This window comes from Mesorhizobium sp. LHD-90 (assembly GCF_030929505.1).
Taxonomy (GTDB): domain Bacteria; phylum Pseudomonadota; class Alphaproteobacteria; order Rhizobiales; family Rhizobiaceae; genus Kumtagia.
Window position 1 is genome coordinate 71001 of the sequence record NZ_JAVFVV010000011.1, and the last position, 18268, is coordinate 89268.

Sequence of the window (18268 nt, forward strand, 5' to 3'; positions counted from 1 at the left end):
TGAATGCGCTGTAGGCGATGCGGATGATCCGTGCCTTCCATTGGCTGGCTAGAACGTTTTTCCTCGCGCTCGCCGTCTCCGCGGTTTGCTCGAGCGTTGCCCCCGCCTCCGCCGCAAAAATCGACGACCAGTTCCGCACCTGGCTGGAAACCGACCTGTGGCCCGACGCCAAGGCACAAGGCGTCTCGAAACAGACCTTTGATGCCGCCTTCGCGGACGTGAAGCCGAACCTGAAGCTGCCGGACCTCGTCATGCCGGGCGAGAAGGCGAAGACGCCGAAAAAGCAGCACCAGGCCGAGTTCGGCTCGCCCGGAAACTATTTTGCCGAAACGACCATCGGCGCCGTCACGTCGGGAGGGCGCGCGCGGGCCGACAGGCATGCGAAGACGCTGGCAGCAGTGGAGAGAAAATTCGGCGTGCCGGGCGAGATCATACTGGCGATCTGGGGCCGCGAGTCGGGTTTCGGCGCCGCAAAAATGCCTTACGACGCCTTCGAGGTGCTCGGCACCAAAGCCTTCATGGCGACGCGCAAGGACATGTTCCGCAAGGAGGTGCTGGCCGCGCTGGTCATCGTCCAGCGTGGGCTGGCCAGCCGCGACGCCATGAAATCCTCCTGGGCCGGCGCGCTCGGCCAGCCGCAGTTCCTGCCGACCTCCTTCCTCGACCATGCCGTCGACTTCGACGGCGACGGCCGCGCCGACATCTGGAACTCGGTAGCGGATACGCTGGCGTCGATCGCCAACTATCTCGTCCACTACGGCTGGGTGAAGGGCCGCGATTGGGGATTCGAGGTGACCGTGCCGGAAAGTGTTTCCTGTGCGCTCGAAGGTCCGGACCGGGGCAAAAAGATCGCCGACTGGGGGAAGATGGGCATTTCCCGCGTCAGCGGAAAACCATTCCCGGCGTCCGAACTCCGCGGCGGGGGCTTTCTTATGATGCCCGCCGGCCGCAGCGGCCCGGCCTTCATCGTCACGCCGAATTTTTATGTGCTCAAGGAATACAACGAGAGCGACCTCTACGCGTTGTTCATCGGCCATGGCGCCGACCGCATCGCCGGGGGCGACAAGACCTTTGCCGGCCGCTGGGGCAAGGTCGGCGGCCTCTACCGTTCGGACATCGCCGGCCTGCAGAAGGCGCTGGAGGCAAAAGGCTACGACGTCGGCGGCGCCGACGGGTTACCGGGCTTCAAGACACGCCGCTCGATAGGCGATTGGCAGGCAAAAAACGGCCGCGCCGCCACCTGCTTCCCCGACACGGAACTGGTCGAGGCGCTGCGTTGATCGACCGGCGCGCCTGGCGCATGCGCAAGCTTCTGGACGGGGATCAACCAGCGGCGCATTGGCCCGCAGGCATAGGTGTCCGCACGCTGAATACGCCTGCCGACGCCAAGGCCGTTCATGCGCTGTTGCTTCGCGCTTACGACGGTGACGAGGACATCTTTCCGTCCGCCGAGGACTGGTGGGCGCGGTTTTCCGGCGATCCGGAGTTCGACCGCGACCTGTGCTTGCTAGCCTTCGACACAGAAGGCCAACTGGCCGGCGTTGCACTGTGCTGGACGAGCGCTTTCGTGAAAGACCTCGCCGTGCGCGCCGACATGCGCAGGCAGGGGCTGGGCGAGGCGCTGCTGCTGCACGTCTTCTCGGTCTTCCGGGCGCGCGGGGCTGCGCATGTCGACCTCAAGGTCGAGCTCGACAATGAGCCGGGGCTCAGACTCTACCGGCGCTGCGGTATGGTGCATGTCCCGTGGGAAGGGTGAGGGCGGCAGCGTGAGGTTTCACGCCGCCTTGGCCATTTCCTCGTGCACCTCGGCCAGAATCTCGAACGAGCGCTTCCGCGCCGCGTGATCGAAAATCTGCGCGGTCACCATCAGCTCGTCCGCGCCGGTGCGGCGGATGAAGGCGTCGAGGCCCGTCCGCACGGCCTGCGGCCCGCCGACGATGGAGCAGGACAGCGCCTGGTTGAGCATGGTGCGCGCCATCGCATCGAGCGTCTCGCCATAGTTCTCGACGGGCGGCGGCAGTTTTCCCGGCCGGCCGGTGCGCAGGTTCACAAAAGCCTGCTGCAGCGAGGAAAACAGCAATTTCGCCTCGGCGTCGGTGTCGGCGGCGAAAACGTTCAGGCCCAGCATCAGATATGGCTTTTCTAGATACCCGGAGGGTTGGAGCTGGGTGCGGTAGATGTTGATCGCGCTCTCCATTTCCGCCGGGGCGAAATGCGAGGCGAAGGCGTAGGGCAGACCGAGAATGGCGGCGAGCTGCGCGCCATAGATGCTGGAACCAAGGATCCACACCTTCACGTCCTCGCCCTCGCCGGGCACGGCGCGCACATGCTGGGTCGGCTGCGCCGGCCGGAAATAGGCCATCAGCTCGATCACGTCGTTAGGAAAGCCGTCGACGCCGGCCTCGAGATTGCGGCGCAGGGCGCGGGCGGTCGCCATGTCGGTGCCCGGCGCGCGGCCAAGCCCGAGGTCGATGCGGCCGGGAAACAGCGCCGAGAGCGTGCCGAACTGCTCGGCGATCACCAGCGGCGCATGGTTGGGCAGCATGATGCCGCCGGCGCCGACGCGGATTTTGCTGGTGCCCGCCGCGACATGGCCGATGACGACCGAGGTCGCCGCGCTGGCGATGCCCGGCATGTTGTGATGCTCGGCCAGCCAGTAGCGCTTGTAGCCCAACGCCTCGGCGTGGCGCGCGAGGTCGAGCGTGTTGGCGAGCGATTGAGAGACGCCGCTGCCTTCGGGCACGGGCGAAAGGTCGAGGACGGAAAGCGGCACCATGGGCGGAAATCCGGTGGAAGGAGTTCCGGATATAGGAACGCCCGTGGCCGGCGCAAACCCCGTCAGGAGGGTCGCTTCGCCTCCGCAGCGTCCTCCACCGCCTCCTCGAACGTCTGCTGGGCGGCGAGAAAATTGCCGACATGGCGCAGGCTGTCGAAATGATCGCAGAACACCTTGATCACGACCAGGATCGGCACCGCGATGAGCGCGCCGACGAAACCCCAGAGCCAGGACCAGAAGGCGACCGCGATGAAGATCGCCACCGCGTTGATCTCCAGCCGGCGGCCGACCACCAGCGGCGTGACCAGTTGGCCCTCGATAACGTTGCAGAGCACCACGAAACCGGGCGCCAGCAGCGCGTAGGACAGGCTGTCGAAGGTGATGATCGAGATCGCCGCGACCAGCAGGATAGTCGTGGCGGCGCCGATATAGGGCAGGAAATTCAGCAGCATCGCCGCCACGCCCCAAACCAGCGGCGTCGGCATGCCGATCGCCCACATGCCGAGCCCGACCGCCAGCCCCAGGCCGGCATTGATCAGCGTGACGGTCAGCAGATAGCGCGAGATCTCGCGCTCGACGTCGTAGACGACACGCAGCGCCCGCTTCTTCTCGCTCATGCGCGCGAAGGACTGCACGATCTTCTCATAGAACAGCGTGCCGGACGCCAGCAGGAACAGCGAAAGCACGAAGGTCACGGCGACCGTGGTCGCGCCGGAGAGCAGGTTCCCGGCCGCCTGCGAGACGATGCCGGGCTGCGCGACGACCACCTTCTGCAGGCCGGGCTCCTGCGCGGTCTCGGCCACCCGGTCGACCTGGTTGAGGATTTCGAGCAGCCTTTCGAAAGGATGCCGCAATTCGGTCAGCCGCTCGCTGAGCTTGCGCATGATTGACGGCCAATCGTTCGCCAACGCAATTACCGGACCGCTCATGAAATAGCCGATGGCGCCCACCACCGCCACCGACAGGAACACCAGCATCGTGGCCGAGACGACTTCCGGCACGCCATGCCGCCGCAGCAGCCGCACAATCGGCGTCAGCATCAGCGCCAGCATGAAGGCAAGGATGACCGGCATGAAGAAGTCGCGGGCGAAATACAGCGCGTAGACCAGCGCAAACAGGAAAATGCCGATCAGCAGCGAGCGCATCAGGCGCGTGTCGGATGCGGCACGCGCCATGTCCGGCGCTTCGTCGCCGGATGATATTTGATCTGACATCGGATCCCCCAAACACCGGCGCCGCAGGGGGCGGCACGCCGCTGTGCCGGCATAAACGCCGGGAGAGTGCCCTAGGTTCCGCTGCTTAGCCGGCGGCGCCGGCCAGTGCCGGCGGCGTGGTCGTCTCCCGGCGCACCAGCGGCGCAACCTTCGTGCCGTAAAGCTCGATCGCCTTCATCAGCCTGTCGTGCGGCATCAGGCCGATCGCCATCTGCAGGAGGAAACGGGTGTTGCCGAAAATCCTGTGCATGGCGACGATCTTTTCCGCCACCGCTTCCGGATTGCCGACGAACAGCGCGCCTTCCGGCCCGCGCGATTGGTCGAAATGGGTGCGGCTGGTCGGTCCCCAGCCGCGCTCGCGGCCGATGCGGTTCATCACCTCGGCCTGCGGGCCGTAAAAGTCCTCGGCGGCCTGCTCCGTCGTCTCGCCGACGAAGCCGTGGACGTTGAGGCTGGTCGCCAACGTCTTCGGATCGTGCCCGGCCCGCGTGGCGGCGCGCCGGTAGAGGTCGAACAGCGGTGCGAAGCGGGCCGGTTCGCCGCCGATGATGGCAAGCGCCAGCGGCAGGCCGAGCACGGCGGCGCGCGCCACCGAGTTCGGCGTGCCGCCCACCGCGATCCAGATCGGCAGTATTTCCTGATAGGGGCGAGGATAGACGCCGCGGTCGTTGATCGGCGCGCGCAGCCGGCCGGACCAAGTGACTTTTTCGCTGTCGCGTAGCTTCAGCAGCAGGTCGAGCTTTTCGGCAAACAGTTCGTCGTAGTCGCCGAGATCGTAGCCGAACAGCGGAAACGATTCGATGAAGGAGCCGCGGCCCGCCATGATTTCGGCGCGCCCGCCGGAAATCAGGTCGAGCGTCGAAAACTGCTGAAACACCCGCACCGGATCGTCCGACGACAGCACGCTGACGGCGCTGGTCAGCCGGATTCTCTTGGTGCGCTCGGCGGCGGCCGCCAGCGCCACGGCGGGCGCGGAGGCGATGTAGTCCGGCCGGTGATGCTCGCCCAGCCCGAACACATCGAGCCCGACTTGGTCGGCCAGTTCGATCTCCTCGATCAGGTTGCGCATGCGCTGGTGGGGCGAAAGCTTGCGCGTCTCGGGACTGGGATCGAGGTCGGCAAAGGTGTAGAGGCCGAGTTCCATGAAAGCATCTTCCGGCTGAGAAAGGGTTCGTGCTGACTTAGTCATCGGCCGGTCACGCCGCCAGTCTCGGCTTGCTGAACAGTCCTTCTCGCTGCCGCGACGGCAGGGCGAGACGTTTCGCCGCTGCAACAGTGCAGATTTTCATGGGTGGCATACGCGATTGGCGCTTGATCTGGCCACAATCGTGCGTATTTAAGCGGCGCGTATCGACTGACACATCGAAGGCGAAACTTGGCACTCTACAGGGAAAAAGACATCTTCGAACGCCGCGGCGCGGCGAACGAGGCGAAGAGAGCATTGCTCGAACGGTTCAAGGCGCGGCCGTCGGAAGACGATCCGCAGGTGCTCGCCCGCAAGGCGGAGCGGCAGGCCATACTCGAGGCGCGCGAGAAGCGCGCTATCGAAAAGGAAAAGCTGCGCAAGGAGCGCGAAGCGCTCGAGGCCGCCGAACGGGCCAAACGCGAGGCGGAAGAAGCGGAACGGCGCAAGCTCGAGGAAGAGCGTCTCGCCGCCGAGGCGAAAATCCGCGAGCAGCAGGAAGTCGAGCGGGTCGCGCTTGAACTCGCCGAAGAGGCGGAGCGCAAGGCCAAGCGCGACGCCCGCTACGCCGCCCGCAAGCAGCGCAAGCGCGGCGGCCGCACCGGCTAAGCCTTCCGAGGCTTTCCAAAATATGAAAAGCCGGAGCGCGCCCGCGCCCCGGCTTTTCGGCTTGTCCGAATGATACTTGTTGGCGGCGGCCGGCCGCCGGTCGATTTGCGGCCGTGACCGGCGGCCGCCGAGCGCAACCTTCAAGCCACCAGCTTCAGCCCAACAATGCCGGCCACGATCAGACCGATGCAGGCGAGCCGCAGCGCCGTCGCCGGCTCGCCGAGCAGCCAGATGCCGAGAAGGGCCGTGCCGACCGTGCCGATGCCGGTCCAAACCGCATAGGCGGTGCCGACAGGCAGCGTCTTCAGCGCCAGGCCGAGCAGGCCGAGGCTGACGATCATGCTCGCAACTGTAAGCAGCGACGGTGTGAGGCGCGAAAAGCCGTCGGTGTATTTGAGGCCGATCGCCCAGCCGATTTCGAACAGGCCGGCGAAGAACAGCAGGATCCATGCCATGGGGAAAACTCCTTATGGCGGGCCGTCCCGACCGGTTCTTTGGGATAGCGCGAGGTCGTCCCCGCGCGACAGGCATATAAGACATCTGGCGGTTTCGGGCAATGTCGCCAGCGCATGGCTGTCCGGCGCCGACGGCAAATCCGCGACTTCGACGGGCTTGACCTCAGGCTGGTAAACCCGTTTGAAGCGGGGGCCTGACGGATCGCTGCCGCGACCGGGGCAAAACAATCGTCCGGCGATCGATCTCCAGACCGCCGGCAAAGCGGGGAACTGATGCCGTTTCGCATCGTCTTCATGGGCACGCCGGAGTTCTCCGTGCCAACGCTGCGGGCCCTGGCCGAGGCCGGGCACGAGATTGCCTGCGTCTATACCCAGCCGCCGCGCCCGGCGGGCCGGCGTGGGCTCGACCTGACCCCGTCGCCGGTGCAGTGCGAGGCGGAACGGCTAGGTCTCGACGTACGCTGCCCGATTTCACTGAAGCAGCCGGCTGAACAGGAGGCGTTTGCCGCACTCGGCCCGGATGTCGCCGTGGTGGTCGCCTACGGCCTGCTGCTGCCCCGCGCGATCCTCGACGCGCCTCGCCTCGGCTGCTTCAACGGCCATGCCTCGCTGCTGCCGCGCTGGCGCGGCGCGGCTCCTATCCATCGCGCCATCATGGCCGGCGACGAAGAGACCGGCATGATGGTGATGAAGATGGAGGAAGGGCTCGACACCGGGCCGGTCGCCGCGACGGCGCGCGTGCCGATCGGACCCGACATCACCACCGGCGAGTTGCACGACCGGCTGAGCGAGAAGGGTGCGGCGCTGATGGTCCAGGCGATGGCCGAGCTGGAAAGGGATTGGCTGGTGCTGACCCCTCAGACCGAGACGGGCGTCACCTATGCGAAAAAAATCGAAAAGGCCGAGACACGCATCGATTGGAACCTGCCGGCGGCCGACGTTCACAACCGTATTCGCGGCCTGTCGCCCTTTCCGGGCGCATGGTGCGAATTCCATCTCGCCGGCAAGCCGGAACGACTGAAGCTGCTGCGCTCGACGTCAGCCGAAGGCTCCGGCGCGGCGGGCACGATCCTCGACGACAGTTTAAGCATCGCCTGCGGAACCGGCGCAGTGCGCCTCGTCGAAGTGCAGCGCGCAGGCGGCCGCGCCGTGACGGCAGCGGAATTCCTGCGCGGCGCAAAACTCACGGCCGAGGAGAAGCTCTCGTGAGCGGGTTCATCGTAAGGCCGGCGACCGAGGGAGATCGCGATGCCATCCATGCGCTGGTCGAGCGCGCTTTCGGCCAGAAGCTGGAGGCCGATCTCGTCGATCGCCTGGTGGCCGACGGTGCCGCCATCCTCGAACTGGTGGCAGAACGCGACGGCCGGATCGTCGGCCATGTGCTGTTTTCGCGGCTGATTGTCGAAAGGGACTCCTCGTCCTTCGCGGCGGTAGCGCTGGCGCCGCTCGGCGTCGATCCCGCCGCGCAGCGGCAGGGCATCGGCGCCGCACTTGTCGAGGAAGCGCATCGCCGCCTGGAAGCTGCCGGCGAAAAACTCTCCGTCGTGCTCGGCGATCCGGCCTATTACGGCCGCTTCGACTACCGGCGCTCCCTGGCGGCAGGATTTTCCAGCGACTACCAGCATGAGGCCTTGCAGGCGCTTGCCTGGGGCGATGCGCCGACGACCGGCCGCCTGGTCTATCCCCTCGCCTTCGCGGAGTTGTAGGACCGTGCCGCGCTATCGCCTCGACATCGAATACGACGGCAGCCCTTACGCCGGCTGGCAGCGGCAGGACGGACCGCACTCCGTGCAGGCGGCGATCGAGCAGGCGATCCAAAAGTTCTGCGGCGACACCGTCAGCCTGCGCGGCGCCGGGCGCACCGACGCCGGCGTGCACGCGACCGCCCAGGTGGCGCATGCCGACCTGACCAAGATCTGGCCGGCCGACACGGTGCGCGACGCAATCAACGCCCATCTGCACAGCGCCGGCGAGACGGTCGTCGTTGTTGCAGCCTCAGTCGCGAACGCCGACTTCGACGCGCGCTTCTCGGCGACCGGCCGCCGTTATCTATACAGGATCCTCAACCGCCGCGCCCCGGCCGCACTGGAAAAGCATCGCGCCTGGTGGGTTCCGAAACCGCTCGACGCCGACGCCATGCATGCCGCCGCGCAGCGCCTGGTCGGCCTCCACGACTTCACCACCTTCCGATCGGCGCAATGCCAGGCCGACAGCCCGGTTCGCACGCTCGATGGGCTCGACGTCAGCCGCAGCGGCGATCTCATCGAGGTGCGCGCCGCCGCCCGCTCCTTCCTGCACAACCAGGTCCGGTCCATGGTGGGGTCGTTGAAGCGTGTCGGCGAGGGCGGCTGGAACGCCGACGACCTGACGGCCGCGCTCGCCGCGCGCGATCGCGTCGCCTGCGGCCAGGTCGCGCCGCCCGACGGTCTTTATCTTGTCGGCGTGGAGTACGGCACGGAGAGTCCCAGAACACCCTGAAGCGCCAGGAGCGCAACCAGCGAGGCGATGAACATGCCGGTGAATACGGCCGTCGCCACCGCCGGCCCGCGGCCGATCGCGGCGTTGGTAAGGCGCCAACTGAGCACGAAGACTAGGCCATAATAGAGGAAAACCAGAAGCGTGACAAAATCGTCCGACACCGGAAGCAAGCTGACGAGAATGATCGGGACGCTCATCCAGGCCAGGACGACCGAACTCCAGTTCGAGGCGACCACATAGGCGACGAAGCGGTCGCCGAGGCCCGCCCTCCGGGCGACCAGCGCGAAGCCGAGCAGTGGCAGCAGCCAGATGCCGAAATCGCGCACCGCCAGACGCAGGACGACACCGGCGCGCGAGATGCCGCCCACATCGCCCGCCCATTGGTCGGCGGACGTGGCCCAGCCGAGAATCATCGCCGGCAGCGCCACCGCGATGGAGAAGAAGGAATTCCAGAAACCATCCGCCGACAGGTCGAGCGCGCGCAATCCGTCGGCCTTGCCCGTCATCAGCCGCCAGGCGCCGGTCAGGCCGTTCTGGATCTCCTCGGCCGACAGCATCGTCTCATCCGAACCAGTCGCGCAGGAAATGCTGGTAGATCTGGGTCAGCGTCTCCAGGTCGGCCAGTGCCACCCGTTCGTCGACCATGTGCATGGTCTTGCCGACCAGGCCGAACTCGACCACCGGGCAGAAGTCCTTGATGAAGCGCGCATCCGAGGTGCCGCCCGAGGTGGAGAGCGCCGGCGTCCGCCCCGTGACCGCGCCGATCGACCCCGACAGCGTGCCGATCAGCCGGTCGTCGCGGGTCAGGAACACATGGCTCGGGCGGTCGCGCCATACCAGATCGAAATCGACCCGCCCTTTCCGGCCCGCCCGATACTTTGAACGCCCGGCGGCCTTGTCGAGGCGGTTGTGGATCTCGGCCTGCAGCGTCTCGGCCGTCCAGGTGTCGTTGAAGCGGACGTTGAACACCGCCGACGCCTTTGCCGGAATGACGTTGGAGGCCGGATTGCCGACATCGACGGTGGTGATCTCCAGATTGGTCGGCTGAAAATCCTCGGTGCCCTTGTCGAAGACCGGGACCAGCAGCGCGTCAAGCAGAGACATCAGCCCGCGCACCGGATTGTCGGCAAGGTGCGGGTAGGCGACGTGGCCCTGCCGGCCGTTGACGGTGACGACGCCGGACAGCGAGCCGCGCCGGCCGATCTTGATCGTGTCGCCGAGCGCGTCCGGATTGGTCGGTTCGCCGACGATCGCCGCGTCCCAGGTCTCGCCGCGCGCCGCCGCCCAGTCGAGCAATTTTGTCGTGCCGTTGATCGACGGCCCCTCCTCGTCGCCGGTGATCAACAGCGACACCGAGCCCAGCGGCGCTCTTCCCTCGGCGACCTCGCGCGCCAACGCGGCAACGAAACAGGCGATGCCGCCCTTCATGTCGACGGCGCCGCGCCCATACATCTCGCCATTGCGCACCTCCGCGCCGAAGGGCGGCGCCGTCCAGGCGGCCGCGTCGCCCACCGGCACCACGTCGGTATGGCCGGCGAACATCAGATGCGGGCCGTTGCCCGAACGGCGCGCGTAAAGATTCTCGACATCCGGCGTGCCGTCTTCCGAAAAGGTCGGGCGGTCGACCGAAAAGCCCATCGGCGCAAGCATCGCGGCAAGCGCCGACAGCGCGCCGCCTTCCGCAGGCGTCACCGACGGGCAGCGGATCAGTTGCGCGAGGTTTTGGGCGGGATCGGTGGGCAGGGTCATGTGGATCGAAGACTTCAGGAAAAACTGTTTGCAGTCAGTGCGGCTTCGCCCCACGCAAGTCAACGAAAAGCAAGGGCGTTTTGTGGCGAGGTCCGATCGATGGCGGGCTCTGGCCCTGCTCCCGGTCGATGCCAAAGTCCGCTTGGTGCGGTACAGAGCCTGTGCAACCTGGCCGTTAACCGGGCGAAAACCATATTTATGCGAGGCGCCTGCGCATTCGTGTCGTTCAATCATTCGGCAAGCGACGGGCACTAGCGTTCGGTGCGACCTGGAACGAGAATCGATGCCATGCTGGACAAGGTCATGGAACCGGCTGTCGGCACGCCATTGCTGACCATGACGGAAGCGCGCGCCCTTGAACCGGGCAACGGCGCGCTGGCGATGCTGCGCGGCTGGGTCGAGACCTATCTAATGAGCAGCCATCCGGATCTCGGCCGCGCCGGCGCCGTCTGCCCCTTCACCAAGCAGGCGGCGAAACTCGACCTGGTGCGTCTCGCCATCTGCGAGGCCGGGCCGAAGGACGAGGAAGCCGCATTCGCCGTCATCCGAAAAGGTTTTGCCGACCTGGAAAAAATCCCCTGCAAGCCGTCGTTGAAAATTTTCCGCACGGTAATCGTCGGCTTCCCCAATTGCGGCACGCCGGAGGGCATCGACATGCTGCAGCGGGTGCAGCGGCGGCACAAACTCTATTCGCTCGCGCGTTTCCGCATGATCGGCTTCATGCATGCTGAAAACGACGCGCCGGGCCTGTGGAACCCGGAATTCCGGCCGCTGCGCGCGCCGCTGCCGGTGCTCGCCATCCGCCATCTGGTCGAGCAGGACGCGCCGTTCGCCGCACGCCATCCGCTGCTGATGGCGCCCTATCTGCTGCGCTTCCCGCTCGCCGGGCCGAAGCGCCTGCTTGCCTATATGCGCGGCGGATGAACGGCGTCGGCGCAGCGGCGGCCGGGCCGGCGGCGGGACGCGGCGCACGCGAGACGGAGCGTGCCGCGAGCCGCTCATACGCCATCGAGATCGTTGACACAGCGGCCGGCTTCGAGGCGCTGAAGCCGGAATGGGACGCGCTGTTTTCGCGCGCCGGGCTGCCGCAGCAGGTTTCGCAGGACCACGATTTCCTTCGGCATTGGGTGCGCCACTATCTCGACCGGTCCTCAGCATTGCACATCGTCGTCGGAAGGCAGGACGGCGTGCTCGCCATGGTCTGGCCGTTGGTCCGCCGTCGCCGGCTCGGCCTCGTTATGCTGCAATTCATGGGATTGCCGGTGGCGCAGTTCGGCGACATCCTGCTCGATCCCGAGAGCGACGTGCCCAGCCTGGCCGTAGCGAGCTGGGCAGCGGTCGAGTGCTCCGGCGCCGATCTGTTCTTCGCCCAGAAGGTTCGCGCGGACGCCGCCTTCTCCCGACTGACCGGCGGGCCGCCGCCACTCACGGTCGATACCCAGCAGTCGCCCTTTGCCTGCCTCAAGCTGCGGGCCGGGACCGACGGGCCTGGCAGCGCCTATTCGCCGCGCGAGCGTTCGTCGTGGCGGCGTCGCCTCAAGCGGCTCGCCGAACGCGGAGAACTCGCCTTGCGTAGCGTTTCGCCGGGGGCGGAGGCGGAAGCGCTAGCCCGTCGGGCCGTCGCCTTCAAGCTCGATCGGTTGAACCGGAGCGCCGTGCTGTCGCCGACCATGGCCGACGCGCGTTTTTCAGCCTTCTTCGCCGACGTGGCAGCCGATCCGGACTCGTCGTTGCGCATCGCCACCATCGAGCGCGCCGGCCGGCCGATCGGCATCGATCTGTCCTTCGACTGCAAGGGCACCAGCTTCGGACACGTGCTGGCGAGTGACCCCGATTGCGAGCACGAGGGCGTGGGCAGTGTGCTCATCCATCACGTCCTGGCGGCGGCGGCGGCGCGCGGCTCGGCGGTGTTCGACATGCTTGCCCCCGCCGATCCCTACAAGCTTCACCACACCGACGGCCAGACCGTCGTTCACGACCTGGCCTTCGCCTTCACATTGCGCGGCCGGTTATACGGCGAGGCGGTGCTGAAACGCGCCCGCCCGTTGGCCAAGGAACTGGCGAAAAAACTGCCGGCGGGGTTGGTGCGTGGCCTCACATCGGGGCGGTGACCGGCCACGCCGCGATCAACCGCGGCCGTCCCGGCGTTGCATCGCCTCTGGCCGTGCATGCCGTTCTCGGGCTAGATGTCGCGGCGGCGCGCTCGTAGCTCAACTGGATAGAGCACCGGACTTCGAATCCGTAGGTTGCAGGTTCAAATCCTGCCGAGCGTACCAGCTAACCTATTGGGTCCTGGAGTTGTTTTCGCTTGACCGTTCGGCGCGCACCCAAAGTTTGACGCTCTCAAAGATCTGGTTTGACAATTTTTTGTTCGCCGTCGGTTCTCTTTGGCGTCCCGGAAACGCCCGTTGAAGCTCTCCACGAACGCATTCTGTGTAGGCTTCCGAGGCGCGATGTAGTGCCATTCGACGGCGGTCTGCTGGCACCATCGCAGGACCGCCATCGAGGTCAGTTCGGTGCCGTTGTCGGAGACGATTTCGGATCGGACGTCGAGTTCTGCATGTCACGAATGGAAGCGGTGTTCTCCCGATAGGTGGGACGACGAACTGAGTGGTGGGGAAAGGGCGCACCAGGGCTTTCGTTCATCGACGACTAGCGGCAATGGTCCCGCCAAGAGACCATGGACTTCTTGAGCGCCTCATTTGCGGAGCACGGGCAGCATTCCAGCGAATGGATGAAGGCCACTTAGAATTCAGGGCGCATCTTCGGCCAGCAGCCCGTTTGTCTTGAGATCGGACCACAATGCCTGTGGAATGGTATGCCGGAAATTGGCGACGTTCTGGCGGACCTGGTCCGGGTGGATGGCGCCGGGAATGACCGCGGCCACCAACTTGTGCCTAAGCGGGAATTGCAGGGCGGCGGCGGCGAGCGGAACATTGTGCGCCTTGCAAACGGCTTCAATCTTGGAAACGCGATCCATGATCTCTGGCGTCGCATCGGCATAGTTGTATTTCGCGCCTTCTACCGCGCCGGTCGCCAGGATGCCGGAATTGTACACGCCGCCGATGATGATGCCGACATTGCGCCGCTCGCAATAGGGAAGCTCGGCCTTCAGCGTCTCCTGTTCCAGCAGCGTGTAGCGCAGCGCCACCAGGAAGAAGTCGAGATCGAGCATGTCGAGGAAACGCGGCATCATGCCGACCTCGTTGATCCCGGCGCCGATGCCGCCAATCAGTTTGTGCGAGCGTAGCTGGTCCAGCGCCCGCCAGCCCGAGGAGAAGAGCTGCGCCAGATAGGCCGAGACGTTCGCCTCCGTCTTGTGGAACCAGAAATCGAGATCGTGGATGATCAAGAGGTCGATGCGGTTCATGCCGAGCCGCATCTGCGACTGCTCGTAGGCGCGCATGATGCCGTCATACGAGTAGTCGTGGACATGCGCGAAGCGCAGCCCGCCGACCCAGCCCGGCGCGTGGAAATTGTCGGGGTCCGCCGGTGGATAGAACCAGCGGCCGACCTTGGTGGAGAGTACGAAATCGCCGCGCGGCTTGTTGTCGAGCAGGCGTCCAGTGCGCATTTCGCTAAGCCCGCTGCCGTAAAACGGCGCGGTGTCGAAATAGCGGATGCCGGCGTCCCAGGCCGCCGCAAGGGTGGCCGCGGCGGTCGCGTCGTCGACCCGCACGAAAAGTTCGCCCAGGCCCGCGCCTCCGAACCCAAGCTGGGTCACCGACACGCCGGATTTGCCGAGGACACGTTTTTGCGTGGGTTCCATGCCAGGTCTCCGTTAATGCGCTTTTCAGTGGCGGCGCGAAATGCGGCGCTGCAAGGCTTCGAGCAGCACGGCGGCGAGGATGATCGCCCCGGTCGCAAAACCCTGCCAGAAAATCTCGATGCGCGCCAAATTAAGGAAATTGCGGGTCAGCGCGATGATGACGACGCCGATGATGGTGCGCAACACGCGTCCCTGGCCGCCGGACAGGCTGGTGCCGCCGATGACGACGGCGGCGATGACCTCGAATTCCAACCCCTCGCCGGTGTTCGGCGAGACGGCGCCGAGCCGCGAGATGCTGACCAGCCCACCGAGCGACGCCGTGAAGCCGACGATCATCAGGCAGATGATCTTGACCCGGTCGGCGCGTATGCCGGACAGCATGGCCACCGTGCGGTTCGAGCCGACCGCGTAGACGCGCTTGCCGAAGGATGTGCGCTCCATCAGGAACCACGCTGCCGCATAGACGACGACGGCGACCCAGATGATGTTCTGCAAGGGCAGCCAGACGATCAGGTCGGCGAGCGAGCCCGTCTCCAGGAGTCCTCCAACATTGAAGGGTAGTGGCAACTGCACCCAGCGGCCCTGGCCGAAAGCCCGTATGACATTGGGAATGTCGGGAATCGGCTGACCCTGCGTGACCACCAGCGTCAGGCTGCGCGCCATCATCAGGGTGCCCAGCGTCACGATGAAGGAGGGAATGAGCGCCTTGGTGACGACCAGGCCGGCGAAGAAGCCGATCAGCGGGCCGATGAACAGCGGGACAGTAAGTCCGAGCGCGATGATCCACCAGACCTGATCGTCGGCCGTGGGGACGGGGAACCAACGCACCATGATCCAGCCGGCGACCGCCGCCGACAGGCCGACCACCGAGCCGACGCCGACATCGAACTCGCCGGCGATCATCACGATCGTCATGCCGGCCGCAACGATCAGCATCACCGTCATCTGGCCGAGAAGATTGCCGATGTTGACGGGCGAGAGGAAACGGTCGTTGGCGATCTGCATCAGGATGATGAGCGCCAGCAGGACGGCCAGGGCCTGGATCAGGCTGTAGGACCGCTTCAGCCGGCTCGTCAGCCGGCTCGGTTCGAGTGCCGGTGCTTGTGGAGGGGAGGTGACGCTCGTCATGCCGGGACCGCCAGTTCTTCTCCGCAGGCCGCGGCGTGCAGGATGGATTCGCGCCGGATCGCCGTGCCGGTCAGTTCCGTGACGAGCTGGCCGCGGAACATCACCAGCACGCGGTCGCACAGCGTCACCAACTCTTCCAGTTCGGTGGTGATCAGCACGATGCCAACGCCGGCGGCGGCAATCTCGTCGATGATCGCGCGGATCTCAGCCTTGGCGCCGACATCGATGCCGATGGTCGGGTCCTCCATGACGAAAACTTTTGGCCTGGTCTCCAGCCATTTGGCGAACAGCACCTTCTGCTGGTTGCCGCCGGAAAGCTGCGACGCCAGCGCCTCGGGTCCTGGCGCGCGGATATGCAGTCGCGTTATGTTGCGCGCCGTCGCCTCGGTCATCGCCGAGCCGTCGAGGCTTCCCGCCGCGCCGGTGAAACGCGACAGGATCGGCAGGCAGATGTTCTCCTTCAGGGTGAAATCGAGAAGCAGGCCCTCGCGCCGGCGGTCTCCGGTGATCAAGGCAAGCCCCGCCTTCAGGGACGCCGCCGGATCGCGCGGCGGAACGAGGATATCCTCGATGAAAACACGTCCACCAAGCCTCCCGCTGGCCTCTGCGCCAAAAATCGCCTTGGCGAGTTCGCCCAGCCCCGATCCGGCAAGCCCGGTGATGCCCAGCACCTCGCCGTGTCCAAGCTCGAAGTTGATAGCATCGAGGCGCCCGGGAATGCACAACTGCTCGACGCGCATCAGCGGCGCGGATGCTCCCTTCTGCCGAGGGGCCGCTGCCCGCCGCTGCGTCTCGACATGGCGACCGACCATGGCGGTCACGACCTTGGTCAGGCTCGTCTCCGCTACCGGCCCATCGGCCACCACTTCGCCGTCGCGCATCACCGTCAGGTCGTCGCAGACGGCGAAGATTTCATTCAGGTAGTGCGAGATCAGCACGACCCCGACGCCGCTCTCGGCAAGACGGCGGATCAGCCGAAGCGCGACCTGCACCTCGGACTCGGTCAGCGAGGATGTCGGCTCGTCGAGGATCAGGATTTTCGGATCGAGCGACACGCCCTTGACGATCTGCACCATCTTCTTGAGGTCGTTGGGCAGTTCCGAGACCACCGCGTCCGGGTCGACGTCGATCTCATAGAGACGCAGCAATTGCGAGACCTTGTCTGCCATCGCGCGGCGCCTGATGACGCCAAAACCGTAGGTCGGCTCGTTGTTCAGCAGCAGGTTTTCCGCCACGGTCATCGTCTGGATGAGATTGATGTCCTGGTGGACCGTCACGATGCGCCGGGCAAGCGCGTCGTCGGCGCCGGAAAAATGCATCGGCCTGCCTTCGAGGTCGAACGTCCCGGCATCCGGCGCATAGACGCCGGCGATGATTTTTACGAGCGTCGACTTGCCGGCGCCATTCTCTCCGACCAGGCCGCGGACACGGCTCGCGTCGATCGCGAAATCCACGCCGCGCAAAGCCTTCACCGCGGCAAAGCTCTTCACCAGGCCGCGGCAACGCAGCAGCCCGGCCGCCGGTGAATGCGCTCCCTCGGCTCGAATTCCAGCTCGGTCGTTCGATGCTTGCACGGCTTGGTCCGGAGTTTTAGGCACGAGCGGCCGGAACCCCCGCGGAATTCCGGCCGGCATGGCGTGGTACTATTTTCCGGTGACCTGCGGGTCCTCGGCAAACTCGGCCGCATTCGCCTTCGTCAGCAGTTTCGTACCGAGGCCGATGTCGCGTGGCACCTCACCGCCGCCGAGCTTGGTCAGCACGATGTTCATACCTTCGTAGCCCATCTTGTAGGGGTCCTGCACGACCAGCGCGTCGATCTTGCCGTCCTGCACCATCTTGTAGGAGACCGGATCGAGGTCGAAGCCGATCAGCTTGACTTCGCCGGCCTTCTTGGCCTGCTCCAATGCCTGGTAGGCGCCCTGGATTACCAACTGATTGAAGGCGAACGCACCCTTCACGTCGGGTTCGGAAACAAGCAGGTCTTCCATCGACTGCCGGCCCGCGTCGAGCGTCAGGAACGCCACCGGCTGCTCCGGCAGGACTTCCAGACCCAGTTCCTTGGCGCGGTCCTCAAAACCCTTCTGGCGGGTCTGGCCATTGTCGTTGGTCGGGGCATGGTCGAGCGTCACCACCTTGGAACCCTTGGGGAACAGCGTCGCCATATAGTCGGCCGCCTGCTGGCCACCCTTGTAGTTGTCGGTGATGATCAGGCTTTCATATTTGCCAGAACGGATGCCGATGTCGGTGATGACCACCGGGATGTCCTGGGCATTGAACGTGTTCTTGATCGGCTCGGCCACCATCACGCTGTCGCCGGGGAAAATCAGTACGCCGTCGACGCCCTGCGCGTTCAGATCCTCAAGATCGGACACCTGCTTGGCCTTGTCGGTATCGCCGCCATTGGTGACGATCAGGTCGACATTGACACCCTTCGCCTTCCATTCCTCCGCCGACTTCTTGGCGCCGTTCACCATGGTGACGAGGAACGGGTTGGTACCCCAGAATACGGAGTAGCCGATCTTGTAATCCTCGGCCGAAGCGACCGACGTGGCGAACGCCGTCGCCAAGGCGACAGACGCGGCCCATTTGAGCATGCGCATGAAAATCCCTCCCTGTTTGCCTGCAAGACCGAAAATCGGTAGATCCGAGGCGATCGGCTGAGCCAAATTCGTTTCGGCTTTGATGGATGGCTCGTGCCGCCGCCTACAAGCTGTAGGATGTTATCGTTTCAATCGGCGCTGTCAACAAACAACATGCGAAGCAGAAATGGTTTGGACGACAAAGATAACTATATGAATTTATTAGCACAACGCGACGTCGATTTCACAAGATGGTCATTTGGATCGTTTCCATCAAACCCCCTTCTCATCGACATCTATGCCGTGCAGCCCTTCCATCGAAGGCATA

The 18268-nt window shown here is 65.3% G+C and carries 18 protein-coding genes, 1 tRNA gene and 1 pseudogene; 9 read left to right on the top strand and 11 right to left on the bottom strand.

Features of this window, described 5'->3' with window-relative positions; translation table 11 throughout:
• The first annotated feature begins 23 nt into the window (after positions 1-23).
• Together RB623_RS16795 and RB623_RS16800 are read left to right on the top strand one after the other, a co-directional pair.
• Positions 24-1280 carry a lytic murein transglycosylase gene (locus RB623_RS16795; protein WP_308058054.1) on the top strand — a complete coding sequence of 419 codons (1257 nt, stop codon included), beginning with the start codon at positions 24-26 and terminating at the stop codon, positions 1278-1280.
• Between the two features lie 20 nt (positions 1281-1300).
• Positions 1301-1756 (top strand): GNAT family N-acetyltransferase, encoded by a 456-nt coding sequence (locus tag RB623_RS16800; protein ID WP_308058055.1) that lies wholly within the window; start codon positions 1301-1303, stop codon positions 1754-1756.
• 18 nt (positions 1757-1774) lie between these two features.
• On the opposite strand, the gene RB623_RS16805 is transcribed toward RB623_RS16800, so the two are convergent.
• The 3 genes from RB623_RS16805 to RB623_RS16815 all read right to left on the bottom strand — a co-directional run bounded on the left by RB623_RS16805 (position 1775) and on the right by RB623_RS16815 (position 5134).
• Complete coding sequence (locus tag RB623_RS16805) at positions 1775-2776, bottom strand: LLM class flavin-dependent oxidoreductase (protein WP_308058056.1); 1002 nt, start codon at positions 2774-2776, stop codon at positions 1775-1777.
• 62 nt (positions 2777-2838) lie between these two features.
• A complete protein-coding gene (locus RB623_RS16810; RefSeq protein WP_308058057.1) occupies positions 2839-3990 on the bottom strand; it encodes an AI-2E family transporter in 1152 nt (383 codons plus the stop codon).
• An 85-nt stretch (positions 3991-4075) separates the two neighbouring features.
• Positions 4076-5134 carry an LLM class flavin-dependent oxidoreductase gene (locus RB623_RS16815; RefSeq protein ID WP_308058058.1) on the bottom strand — a complete coding sequence of 353 codons (1059 nt, stop codon included), beginning with the start codon at positions 5132-5134 and terminating at the stop codon, positions 4076-4078.
• Positions 5135-5365: 231 nt separating this feature from the next.
• Between RB623_RS16815 and RB623_RS16820 the strand changes: the two genes are divergently transcribed.
• Entirely contained in the window at positions 5366-5782 is a 417-nt protein-coding gene (locus RB623_RS16820) for a DUF6481 family protein (protein ID WP_308058059.1), read from the top strand.
• A 140-nt stretch (positions 5783-5922) separates the two neighbouring features.
• Here RB623_RS16820 and sugE read toward each other — a convergent pair whose 3' ends face one another.
• Positions 5923-6237, bottom strand: a complete 315-nt coding sequence (gene sugE, locus RB623_RS16825) for a quaternary ammonium compound efflux SMR transporter SugE (RefSeq protein WP_308058060.1) — start codon at positions 6235-6237, stop codon at positions 5923-5925.
• Between the two features lie 273 nt (positions 6238-6510).
• On the opposite strand from sugE, the gene fmt reads away from it, so the two are divergent.
• The 3 genes from fmt to truA are packed head-to-tail and all read left to right on the top strand — an operon-like array spanning position 6511 to position 8715.
• Entirely contained in the window at positions 6511-7446 is a 936-nt protein-coding gene (fmt, locus tag RB623_RS16830; protein WP_308058061.1) for a methionyl-tRNA formyltransferase, read from the top strand.
• Positions 7443-7943, top strand: a complete 501-nt coding sequence (locus RB623_RS16835) for an N-acetyltransferase (RefSeq protein WP_308058062.1) — start codon at positions 7443-7445, stop codon at positions 7941-7943. The genes fmt and RB623_RS16835 overlap by 4 nt, the downstream gene beginning before the upstream one ends.
• A 4-nt stretch (positions 7944-7947) precedes the next feature.
• Positions 7948-8715 (top strand): tRNA pseudouridine(38-40) synthase TruA, encoded by a 768-nt coding sequence (gene truA / locus RB623_RS16840; protein WP_308058063.1) that lies wholly within the window; start codon positions 7948-7950, stop codon positions 8713-8715.
• Here truA and RB623_RS16845 read toward each other — a convergent pair.
• On the bottom strand, positions 8667-9272 hold the full coding sequence (locus tag RB623_RS16845; RefSeq protein WP_308058064.1) for a transporter: 606 nt from the start codon (positions 9270-9272) through the stop codon (positions 8667-8669). The two genes, truA and RB623_RS16845, sit on opposite strands and share 49 nt — an antisense overlap.
• Before the next feature lie 4 nt (positions 9273-9276).
• Positions 9277-10464: a succinyl-diaminopimelate desuccinylase gene (gene dapE, locus RB623_RS16850; RefSeq protein ID WP_308058065.1), complete on the bottom strand. Its 1188-nt coding sequence runs from the start codon at positions 10462-10464 to the stop codon at positions 9277-9279.
• Positions 10465-10752: 288 nt separating this feature from the next.
• Here dapE and RB623_RS16855 point away from each other — a divergent pair, with 288 nt between their 5' ends.
• From RB623_RS16855 to RB623_RS16865, 3 genes are all read left to right on the top strand, one after another.
• A complete protein-coding gene (locus RB623_RS16855; RefSeq protein ID WP_308058066.1) occupies positions 10753-11388 on the top strand; it encodes a DUF6875 domain-containing protein in 636 nt (211 codons plus the stop codon).
• Positions 11385-12575: a GNAT family N-acetyltransferase gene (locus RB623_RS16860; protein WP_308058067.1), complete on the top strand. Its 1191-nt coding sequence runs from the start codon at positions 11385-11387 to the stop codon at positions 12573-12575. Before RB623_RS16855 ends, RB623_RS16860 begins: the two co-directional genes overlap by 4 nt.
• Positions 12576-12663: 88 nt before the next feature.
• A tRNA-Arg gene (locus RB623_RS16865) sits at positions 12664-12740 on the top strand.
• Between the two features lie 86 nt (positions 12741-12826).
• Here RB623_RS16865 and RB623_RS30370 read toward each other — a convergent pair.
• From RB623_RS30370 to RB623_RS16890, 5 genes and pseudogenes are all read right to left on the bottom strand, one after another.
• Positions 12827-13000: pseudogene (locus tag RB623_RS30370) on the bottom strand (integrase core domain-containing protein); the annotation flags it as partial.
• Between the two features lie 216 nt (positions 13001-13216).
• Positions 13217-14233 (bottom strand): aldo/keto reductase, encoded by a 1017-nt coding sequence (locus tag RB623_RS16875; RefSeq protein WP_308058068.1) that lies wholly within the window; start codon positions 14231-14233, stop codon positions 13217-13219.
• Positions 14234-14257: 24 nt separating this feature from the next.
• On the bottom strand, positions 14258-15361 hold the full coding sequence (locus RB623_RS16880; protein WP_308058069.1) for an ABC transporter permease: 1104 nt from the start codon (positions 15359-15361) through the stop codon (positions 14258-14260).
• The gene (locus tag RB623_RS16885) at positions 15358-16851 is read right to left on the bottom strand and encodes a sugar ABC transporter ATP-binding protein (protein ID WP_308058070.1); all 1494 of its coding nucleotides are present in this window, start codon (positions 16849-16851) and stop codon (positions 15358-15360) included. The genes RB623_RS16880 and RB623_RS16885 overlap by 4 nt, the downstream gene beginning before the upstream one ends.
• A 153-nt stretch (positions 16852-17004) precedes the next feature.
• Positions 17005-17961: a substrate-binding domain-containing protein gene (locus tag RB623_RS16890; RefSeq protein ID WP_308058071.1), complete on the bottom strand. Its 957-nt coding sequence runs from the start codon at positions 17959-17961 to the stop codon at positions 17005-17007.
• Positions 17962-18268 lie beyond the last annotated feature (307 nt).

Excerpts from the sequence above, each read along its gene's own strand:
- RB623_RS16795 (WP_308058054.1), top strand. The coding sequence starts at position 24 with ATGATCCGTGCCTTCCATTGGCTGGCTAGAACGTTTTTCCTCGCGCTC.
- RB623_RS16800 (WP_308058055.1), top strand. The coding sequence starts at position 1,301 with ATGCGCAAGCTTCTGGACGGGGATCAACCAGCGGCGCATTGGCCCGCA.
- RB623_RS16805 (WP_308058056.1), bottom strand. The coding sequence starts at position 2,776 with ATGGTGCCGCTTTCCGTCCTCGACCTTTCGCCCGTGCCCGAAGGCAGC.
- RB623_RS16810 (WP_308058057.1), bottom strand. The coding sequence starts at position 3,990 with ATGTCAGATCAAATATCATCCGGCGACGAAGCGCCGGACATGGCGCGT.
- RB623_RS16815 (WP_308058058.1), bottom strand. The coding sequence starts at position 5,134 with ATGGAACTCGGCCTCTACACCTTTGCCGACCTCGATCCCAGTCCCGAG.
- sugE (WP_308058060.1), bottom strand. The coding sequence starts at position 6,237 with ATGGCATGGATCCTGCTGTTCTTCGCCGGCCTGTTCGAAATCGGCTGG.
- fmt (WP_308058061.1), top strand. The coding sequence starts at position 6,511 with ATGCCGTTTCGCATCGTCTTCATGGGCACGCCGGAGTTCTCCGTGCCA.
- RB623_RS16845 (WP_308058064.1), bottom strand. The coding sequence starts at position 9,272 with ATGCTGTCGGCCGAGGAGATCCAGAACGGCCTGACCGGCGCCTGGCGG.
- dapE (WP_308058065.1), bottom strand. The coding sequence starts at position 10,464 with ATGACCCTGCCCACCGATCCCGCCCAAAACCTCGCGCAACTGATCCGC.
- RB623_RS16855 (WP_308058066.1), top strand. The coding sequence starts at position 10,753 with ATGCTGGACAAGGTCATGGAACCGGCTGTCGGCACGCCATTGCTGACC.
- RB623_RS16860 (WP_308058067.1), top strand. The coding sequence starts at position 11,385 with ATGAACGGCGTCGGCGCAGCGGCGGCCGGGCCGGCGGCGGGACGCGGC.
- RB623_RS16875 (WP_308058068.1), bottom strand. The coding sequence starts at position 14,233 with ATGGAACCCACGCAAAAACGTGTCCTCGGCAAATCCGGCGTGTCGGTG.
- RB623_RS16880 (WP_308058069.1), bottom strand. The coding sequence starts at position 15,361 with ATGACGAGCGTCACCTCCCCTCCACAAGCACCGGCACTCGAACCGAGC.
- RB623_RS16890 (WP_308058071.1), bottom strand. The coding sequence starts at position 17,961 with ATGCGCATGCTCAAATGGGCCGCGTCTGTCGCCTTGGCGACGGCGTTC.